The organism is Mesorhizobium sp. M1396 (assembly GCF_040317725.1).
GTDB lineage: Bacteria > Pseudomonadota > Alphaproteobacteria > Rhizobiales > Rhizobiaceae > Mesorhizobium.
Genome location: NZ_JAMYLA010000103.1, coordinates 1 through 9021, shown reverse-complemented (window position 1 = coordinate 9021; position 9021 = coordinate 1). Strand labels below are relative to the sequence as shown.

7 protein-coding genes and 1 pseudogene are annotated in these 9021 nt (G+C 60.8%); 1 reads left to right on the top strand and 7 read right to left on the bottom strand.

The window, feature by feature from the left end; genetic code table 11:
* The 5 genes from NKH02_RS33455 to NKH02_RS33435 form a co-directional block, all read right to left on the bottom strand.
* On the bottom strand, positions 1-1180 hold a 1180-nt coding region (locus NKH02_RS33455), incomplete at its 3' end, for a phosphoglycerate kinase (RefSeq protein WP_352884061.1).
* Complete coding sequence (gene gap, locus NKH02_RS33450; protein ID WP_352884058.1) at positions 1180-2187, bottom strand: type I glyceraldehyde-3-phosphate dehydrogenase; 1008 nt, start codon at positions 2185-2187, stop codon at positions 1180-1182. The genes NKH02_RS33455 and gap, both read right to left, overlap by 1 nt.
* A gap of 4 nt (positions 2188-2191) precedes the next feature.
* Positions 2192-4210: a transketolase gene (gene tkt / locus NKH02_RS33445; RefSeq protein WP_352884056.1), complete on the bottom strand. Its 2019-nt coding sequence runs from the start codon at positions 4208-4210 to the stop codon at positions 2192-2194.
* 11 nt (positions 4211-4221) lie between these two features.
* On the bottom strand, positions 4222-5094 hold the full coding sequence (locus tag NKH02_RS33440) for a phosphoribulokinase (protein WP_352884054.1): 873 nt from the start codon (positions 5092-5094) through the stop codon (positions 4222-4224).
* 18 nt (positions 5095-5112) lie between these two features.
* On the bottom strand, positions 5113-6156 hold the full coding sequence (locus NKH02_RS33435) for a class 1 fructose-bisphosphatase (protein WP_352884052.1): 1044 nt from the start codon (positions 6154-6156) through the stop codon (positions 5113-5115).
* Positions 6157-6274: 118 nt separating this feature from the next.
* Between NKH02_RS33435 and NKH02_RS33430 the strand changes: the two genes are divergently transcribed.
* Positions 6275-7237: a LysR family transcriptional regulator gene (locus NKH02_RS33430; protein ID WP_352884050.1), complete on the top strand. Its 963-nt coding sequence runs from the start codon at positions 6275-6277 to the stop codon at positions 7235-7237.
* Positions 7238-7397: 160 nt separating this feature from the next.
* On the opposite strand, the pseudogene NKH02_RS33425 reads toward NKH02_RS33430, so the two are convergent.
* Together NKH02_RS33425 and NKH02_RS33420 are read right to left on the bottom strand one after the other, a co-directional pair.
* Positions 7398-8381: pseudogene (locus NKH02_RS33425) on the bottom strand (aldehyde dehydrogenase family protein); the annotation flags it as partial.
* Between the two features lie 146 nt (positions 8382-8527).
* Positions 8528-9021 (bottom strand): aminotransferase class III-fold pyridoxal phosphate-dependent enzyme (locus NKH02_RS33420; protein WP_352884047.1); only part of this gene is annotated, 494 nt, incomplete at its 5' end.

The window sequence follows — 9021 nt, the reverse complement described above, 5'->3', positions numbered from 1 at the left end:
GGGGGGGCGGCGCCCCCCGCCTGCCACCCCCCCCCAACGCCCCCCCGCCCGGCCGTTTTTCTTGTGTCCGGGGGGGGGGGCCGCCCCCCGCGCCGGGGGCGGGGGGTGGGGGGCGCCCCCCCCCGCCCGCAATTGTGACGAGTTGACCGGATCGGGTAAGCTCGGCAGCCAGCCGCGCCACAGCGAATGTGGCCTCTCCAAATGGTCTCATTTCGAATGCGCCGAGCGGCCCATTCCACAACAATGTGCTGCAGGAGCGCAGAACGTCTTTGATCTGCGCGACCGTTTTCGGGCCGACATCGAGCGCCATGGCATCGTCGGCGATCCCCGTTACGGCAACCGTCTTGCAGAGTGCTTCCGCCTCGAAGAGGGTAGCAGCGGTGACATCACACGGCAGCAAGACACGGCAGCCATTCGCTGCTGCGGCCTCAAGTATATCGCGTGCCGTCGAAATGCAGTCCGGCTCGCAAAGCGACCGGCCAATGCGATAACCGTTGGCGGCAAGAAAGGTGTTGGCCATAGCGCCGCCGATGATCAAATGATCTACCTTGGTGATCAGGTTCTTCAGGATGTTGATTTTTGAGGAGACCTTGGCACCACCCACGAGCGCGGCCACCGGACGGGCAGGACCTTCCAACGCTGCCCTCAAGGCCCCCACCTCAGCAAGGAGAGATGGGCCGGCATATGCGGGCATGAGTTCGGCGATGGCGTGTGTTGAAGCGTGAGCGCGATGGGCACACGAAAAGGCGTCGTTGACAAAGAGATCGCCGTTGACAGAAAGCCGCAGCGCAAAACTTCGGCTGTTCGCCTCCTCGCCCTTGTGAAAGCGTAGGTTCTCCAGCAATAGGACCTTGCCATCGGAATGATGGCTGGCGGCTTTCTCCGCGGTGGGGCCAACGCAATCAGGAACGAACACCACCTCGCATCCGATCTCGCGCGACAATATTTCTGCGACAGGCCTGACCGAGTAGAAAGGGTTGACCTCGCCTTCAGGTCGACCCAGATGCGTCATGACGACAACGTTGGCGCCACGCGACAGTTGACCCTTTACGGTCGGCGCGAAACGCACGATGCGGGTCGCATCGCCTACCGCCCCATTTTTGAGCGGCACGTTGAGGTCAGCCCGAATAAGAACTGTTCTACCTGCGACGTCTGCCAGGCGTATATCCGGAAGCAGCATCAAAGCACGCCCCCGAACGCGACCGCGGTGTCGCCCATGCGGTTGGAAAAACCCCATTCATTGTCGTACCAGGACAGAACCGAAACGAAGTTGCCGTCCATGACCTTGGTCTGGTCGAGCGCCATGATCGAGGAGCGCGGATCGTGATTGAAGTCGATCGAGACGTTCGGGTGATGGGTGACGCCGAGAATGCCCTTGAGCTTGCCGTTGGAGGCGGCGATCACCGCTTCGTTGATCTCCTGCACGGTGGTGGCGCGCTTGGCGATGAACTTGAAGTCGACGACCGAGACGTTGGGGGTCGGCACGCGGATCGAGATGCCGTCGAGCTTGCCCTTGAGGTCGGGCAGGACCAGGCCGATCGCCTTGGCGGCACCGGTCGAGGTCGGGATCTGCGACAGCGCCGCGGCGCGGCCGCGATAGAGATCCTTGTGCATGGTGTCCAGCGTCGGCTGGTCGCCAGTATAGGAGTGGATCGTCGTCATCATGCCTTTTTCGATGCCGACGGTCTCGTGCAGGACGGCTGCCAGCGGCGCCAGGCAGTTGGTGGTGCAGGACGCGTTCGAGATGACGATATGGTCCTTGGTCAGCTTGTCGTGGTTGATGCCGTAGACGACGGTGAGATCAGCGCCTTCGGCCGGCGCCGAGACGACGACGCGCTTGGCGCCGGCGGTCAAATGCGCGGCCGCCTTGTCGCGGGCGGTGAAGATGCCGGTGCATTCGAGCGCGATGTCGATGCCGAGTTCCTTCCACGGCAGCTGCGTCGGATCCTTGATCGCGGTGACCTTGAACGTCTCCTTGCCGACGGTGATCTGGTCGCCGGACACCGAGACTTCGTGCGGAAAGCGGCCATGCACGCTGTCGTAGCGCAAGAGGTGCGCGTTGGTCTCGACCGGGCCGAGGTCGTTGACGGCGACGACGTCGATGTCCCTGCGGCCGGATTCATGGATGGCGCGCAGGATGTTGCGGCCGATGCGGCCGAATCCGTTGATGGCAACGCGAACTACCAAGTTCTCACTCCTTCCGGCCAGTAAGTTTCAAAGCGGTTTCGACAACATTGTCCGCAGTAATGCCAAAGCGCTTGTAGAGATCAGCAGCCGGAGCACTGGCGCCAAAGCCTTCCATGCCGATAAAGACGCCGCGATCGCCGACCCAACGGTCCCAACCCATGCGAGAAGCGGCCTCCACGGCGATACGCGGCGCATGGCCAAGAACCTTCTCGTGATAATCGGCGCCTTGTGCATCGAACAACTCCCAGCACGGCATCGAAACCAGCGCTGCATTCACGCCGTAGTCGGCCAGCAGGCGTGAGGCGGCGGCACGCGCGATCTCGACCTCGGAACCCGTCGCGATCAGAGTGACGTCTCGAGCGCCGACGGCCTCACGCAGAAGATAGGCTCCGCGCGCCGAGCGGTTAACTTTCACATGCATCGTGCGCAACATCGGCAGGTTCTGCCGTGAGAGAACTAGAACGCTTGGACGATCCTTGCTTTGCAGAGCAAGTTCCCAGCACTCCGCCGTCTCAATGATATCGGCCGGCCGGAAGACGTTCAGATTGGGCGTCGCGCGCAGCATCGCCAGATGCTCCACCGGCTGGTGGGTCGGTCCGTCCTCTCCAAGCCCGATGGAGTCGTGGGTCATGACGTAAATAACCCGCTGGCCCATCAAGGCAGAAAGCCGCATCGCGCCCCGCGCATAGTCGGCAAAACATAGAAACGTCCCCCCATAGGGAATAAAGCCGCCATGCAGCGCGATGCCGTTCATCGCCGCCGCCATGGCGTGCTCGCGGATCCCGTAATGGATATAGCGGCCAGCATAATCGCCGGGGGCAACACGGTTCATGCCCCTCGTGATGGTCAGGTTGGAATGGGTAAGGTCAGCCGAACCGCCGATGGTCATCTCGGTGACATTGTTGATCACGCTGAGTGCTAGTTCGGACGCCTTGCGTGTAGCAACCGTCGTTCCTTTCTCGAAATGTTCCTTGCGGAAAGCGGCGAGCGCCTCGAAAGCCGCGTTGGGCAGCTTGCCGGAGATGCTGGTTTCAAATGCTTCGCGCTTTGGCGACGCGGCAAGGCGCTGTTCCCAGGCCGACCGCGCGGCCTTCCCGCGTTCGGCCACCTCTCGCCATGCGGAGACAATCTGCGTCGGCACCACGAACGGGGCATGCGGCCAGCCGATGTTTTCGCGGGTTGCGGCAATTTCCGCCGCGCCCAGCGCGGCTCCATGTGTTTTCTCCGAACCTTCGAGGTTCGGTGCCCCCTTGCCGATGACGGTCCGGCAGGCGATCAGGGAAGGTTTATCGGAGCGGCGCGCTTCATCGATGGCGGCGGCGATGGCTTCCGGATCGTGACCATCAACTTGTCTAACATTCCAACCTGCAGCCTTGAAGCGTGCCTGCTGATCCATCGAGGTCGACAACGAGGTCGGGCCGTCGATGGAGATTGAATTGTCGTCCCAGAACACGATCAGTTTGTTCAGCCGCAGATGGCCAGCAAGGTCGATCGCCTCGTGGCTGATGCCTTCCTGCAAGCAACCGTCACCGGCGATAACATAGGTGTAATGAGCGACGAGTTCGGCGCCGTAGCGTGCAGCGAGCATCCGCTCTGCGAGCGCCATACCAACGGCATTCGCGATACCTTGCCCCAGCGGTCCTGTCGTCGTTTCGATCCCACTCGCATGACCATATTCGGGATGCCCGGCGGTCCTGCTGCCGAGCTGGCGGAAGCGCTGCAGTTCCTCAACAGGCATGTCCTCGTAGCCAATGAGATGGTGCAGGGCGTATTGCAGCATTGAGCCATGACCGGCCGAAAGCACGAAGCGGTCGCGATCCGGCCAGGCGGGCGATGATGGGTCCAGAGTGATGAACCGATTGAAGAGCACCGTCGCCACGTCGGCCATGCCCATCGGCATACCTGGGTGGCCGGAATTCGCCTGCTGGACGCTGTCCATCGCAAGAGCGCGGATGGCATTGGCCATCTCGCATTCCATGACGGTGGTTTCAGGCACTAATCTGGCTGCGGCTTGGTTTTTCATGTCGTCCTCGCTCAGGTTGTGCGGCGCTTTCGCTCGATCAGCTGCAAGATGAGTGGCGTCAGGATGAGCTGCATGGCGAGATCGAGCTTGTTGCCCGGCACGACGATCGAGTTCGGCCGTGACATGAAACTGTCGTGGATCATTGACAGCAGGTAGGGAAAATCGATGCCACGCGGATTGGCGAAGCGGATCACCAACATCGATTCGTCTGGCGTCGGTATCCAGCGCGCTATGAAAGGATTGGACGTGTCGACGATCGGCACCCGCTGAAAATTAATGTTGGTCAGCGCGAACTGCGGCACGATGTAGCGGACATAGTCCGGCATACGCCGCAGGATCACATCCATCACCGCTTCGGTCGAATAGCCCCGCGTCGACCGATCCCGATGTATCTTCTGGATCCACTCGAGGTTGATGACCGGAACGACGCCGATCTTCAGATCGGCATGTCTAGCGAGATCAACCGCATCGGCCGACGCGCAGCCGTGCAACCCTTCATAGAACAGAAGGTCGCTCGGTTCGAATTCGCGCCATGCCGTGAAACTGCCCGGCGGCGTACCGTAGAGCTTTTCTTCCTCATCATCATGGACATATGTGCGGGTCTTGCCGGTTCCCCTTCGAGCATATTCCTCAAAAACATCTTGCAAGATCCCGAGTTCGTTCGCCTCCACATTGAAGTGGGTGAAATTGGGATTGCCGTTCTTTTCTTCCTCGGCAACTTTATGCCGCATCGCTGCGCGGTCGTAGCGGTGAAACGCGTCGCCCTCAATGAAGGCGGCTTCGATTTTTTCGCGGCGGAATATCTGTTCGAAGATGCGCTTCACAGAGGTCGTACCGGCGCCCGACGAGCCTGTGATCGAAATGATGGGATGCTTTGCGGACATGATGGACTCGTTCGTTTCTCAGGCGCGGAACAGGCCACGATTGCCGAACAGCGGCGAGCGGTCAGCGATCATGCTGGGTTCAGTGTGATAGCGACCGATCCTATTGACTTCCTTCGAGGCCCCGAAGACGAGAGGTACGCGCTGATGAAGACCCGTCGGCTCGATATCGAGGATCCGGTTTACCGTATCCGTCGCGGCCCCGCCGGCCTGCTCGATGAGCATGGCAATCGGGTTGGCTTCATAAACAAGACGAAGCCGGCCATCGCCGTATCCCGGACGCCCGTCCCCGGGATAGAGAAAGACGCCGCCGCGCATCAGGATCCGGTAGGCTTCGGCAACCAGCGAGGCGATCCAACGCGTATTGAAGTCCTTTTCGCGCGGCCCCTGACTGCCCTTCAAACAATCGTCGACATACAATCGAACCGCCTCGTCCCAATGACGGTAGTTGGAAGCGTTGATTGCGAATTCCTGCGTGCGAGGCAAAATGGACAGGCTTTCGTGGGCCTGTACGAAGGCGCCCAGCCGCGGCGAAAAGATGAAGGCGTGTGTGCCACTGCCAAGCGTCAGCACGAACGCCAATTGAGGCCCGTATACGAAGAAGCCAGCTGCAAGTTGCCGGTGGCCCGGCTGAAAAAAAACGCCGGCCGGCTCCACGTCCGGCCCGCCAGTCGCTGGGAGGAGCGAGAAAATTGTGCCTATCGAGACGTTGGAATCGATGTTCGATGAACCGTCGAGCGGATCGATGGCCACAGCGAGCCGTGCTCTCGAATCAAGCACGACAGGTTCATCCAGTTCCTCTGAGGCAATGTAGGCAATCGGCACGCTGCGCATAGCATGTAGAAAAGTCTCGTTTGCAAATACATCCAGACCTCTTTGTACATCGCCGTCGGAGTTGGTCTTGCCCAACGTTTCTGAAAAGGCGCAGCCCAGGGTCCCGAATCGAATTGCATTGCCGACTTTAAGCGCCGCTCCGGCCAGAGCCCTTATAGTATCAGTCACATCTGACCCGCGTCCTGCGGAGTCATGCGATGCCAGAAATGCGTCGAGTGTCGGTGCCCCCATGTGATCCTCCCAGATCCACCGAGCAGTCGGCACGGATCGGCAGCATTCATGCATCGGCGGGCACATCAGTAAACTTTAATCAGTTTACAGTCTGAGTTAAAAAATCTTATCTTACCGCATGAGAAACATAACGCTCCGCCACCTGCGCACCGTTTCGGCGATCCTGGAAAATGGAAAAATCATCAGCGCGGCCAAGAGCTTAGGCCTGACCGGACCAGCAGTAACACTCCAACTTCAGCAATTGGAGGAGGAAGCCGGGACCAAGCTGTTCGAGCGGACAACGCAGGGCATGCGTCCGACTGCCGCAGGTCTTGCGTTCGTTGATGCCGCACAAGCGATCGATGAACGGCTTCGCATATTGGTCGAAGAAGTCGATGCCATCAGCGGGCTAAAAAAAGGCAGCTTGATTCTTGGTGTCGTCTCGACGGCAAAATACTTTGCGCCACAACTCATGGCAGGGTTCATGAAGGAATTCCCCGACATCAAGATGAATCTGATTGTCGGCAACAGAGCCGAAACGATTGCCAACCTGAAGAACCACAAGCTTGACATAGCATTGATGGGTCGCCCTCCGCGCGACATCCCCGTGCGTTCTGCGGCATTCGGAGATCATCCCTTGGTTATTGTCACCGCGCCTGATCACCCGCTGGCCGGCAGGCGTGAAATTTCCAAAGAGGAAGTGGCGCTGGAACATTTTATCATTAGAGAGCCAGGATCGGGTACGCGTGTCTCTTTCGAACGATTCCTGGGTGAGATTCCCGGGCGACTGGACGAACCGGGAACTGAGATGCATTCCAATGAGACTATCAAGCAAGCGGTAATGGCCGGACTCGGTGTGGCGTTCATATCGGCCCACACCATCGCCTCCGAGGTCGCCGCGGGGCGGCTCACTGTGCTTGACGTAATCGGGCTGCCGATCCGCCGACAATGGTTCACGGTTACGCGTAGCGACCGCGTGGTTACTCCGGCCATTGCTGCATTTCAGGGCTTTTTGGCAAGAAGGGGGGCAATGTTCCTGCCCATGCTTGGCAAGCTCTATCCAGCGGAACAGGGATTTTCGGCACATACCCGACGGGCATGAACACCGCGCCGTCAGCTACAAGCGCCATCGTTTCCCGCCGCAGGTGTATCGCCCATGCAGTCTGGTTCTATTATAGGTTCCCCCTTTGAGCGTCTGGTCGAGGAAATGCATGCTGGCTCGGGCGTTCCAGCATGCGGTTGCGCCCCGCTCACCGACCCCGTTCCAGCCAATTCCCGACTGCTCCGGACCGTCGACCCGTCGTGAAGATGCTCTCCCCGGCGACGATCTTGCCGCCCTTGGACGTGGCGTCGGCGATCAACTCCTCGACCTTCTCGACCGCCTTCTCGTCGATCAGCGGTCCCTGCTGCACACCGTCCTCGAGGCCGGACCCGACCTTCAGCCCGTTGCTGGCGGCAGCGAGCTTCTCGACGAACTTGTCATAGACACCGGCCTGAACCAGGAAGCGATTGGTGCAGACGCAGGTCTGTCCGAGTTGCGGTACTTGGCGGTGATCGCGCCAGCGACGGCACGCTCGATATCGGCGTCGTCGAAGACGATGAAAGGTGCATTGCCGCCGAGTTCCATCGACGACGCCCTTGGGGAAGCCGACTTCCTCGGCCAGCGCGCCCCAGGCGAGACCTGAATAAGGCGTCTGCGAGGCCGGCTTGACGACCGCTGTGCAGCCGGCGGCGAGCGCCGGACCAAGCTTGCGGGCCAGCATCGAGGATGGGAAATTCCACGGCGTGATGGCGGCGATGACGCCGACCGGTTCCTTAGTCACCAGGATGCGGCGGTCCGCCCATGGAGAAGGCACGACATCGCCATAGGTGCGGCGGCCTTCCTCGGCAAACCACAGGATGTAGGCGGCGGCCGAACCGATCTCGCCCTTGGATTCGGCGAGCGACTTGCCCTGCTCGATGGTGAGCAGTTCGGCGAGCACATCCTGATTGTCCATCATCGCGTCATGCAGCTTGCGCAACAGCTTTGAGCGCCCCAGCGCGGTCGTCTTGCGCCAGGTCTTGAAGGCTTCGCTTGCGGCTTCGATGGCGCGGCGGGTTTCCGCCTTGCCCGACTTCGGCACGGTGCCGATCTTGAGACCGGTGGCCGGGTTGTTGACGTCGACCGTCTGGCCGCTGTCGGCCTGCACCCATTCGCCATTGATGAGATTGGCCTGGCGCATGAAATGGCTGGTTTTCTGCAGCATGGTCTAGCCTCCGCTCGGCTTATGGTGATCAGGATTCGATATGCTGCGGCTCGCGCCTTAGCGAAGCGCCCTTGTCGCACGGCAGAACGACACGGCCATACGTGCTCGCGCCCAGGCGCGACGTCTCGCCGTCGGGCCCCGGAGGTTCATGTCGACTGGCCGGTCCGCGCATGAGCCGCCGCGGTCTCATCAAGAGCTGCCCGAATGCCGTCAACCATGGCATCAATCTCGTTGGGGGTGATCACATACGGTGGGCAGATCGCCAGCACGTCGCCCATGTTGCGGATCATAACCCCGTGCTCGCGGCACCGCCGCTCGACATCGGTGCCAATCCGGAGCTCCGGCGCGAAGGCGCGACGGGCGGCGCGATCCTCGACGATCTGGATGCCCGCGATAAAGCCGCGGCCGCGGACCTCGCCGACCAGTGTATGGTCGCTGAGCGCGTCCGCGAGCGCTGCATGCAGGTACTCGCCGAGACGGCGCGCCTGGCTCACGAGATCGATCTCGCGGAAGATCCTGATCGCCTCGGCGGCGACAGCGGCTGTCACCGGATGGCCGGAATAGGTGAAACCGTGGCCGAACACGCCGACCTTGTGGGCCTCATCGGCGACGCACTGGTAAATCTTGTCGGAGATAATGA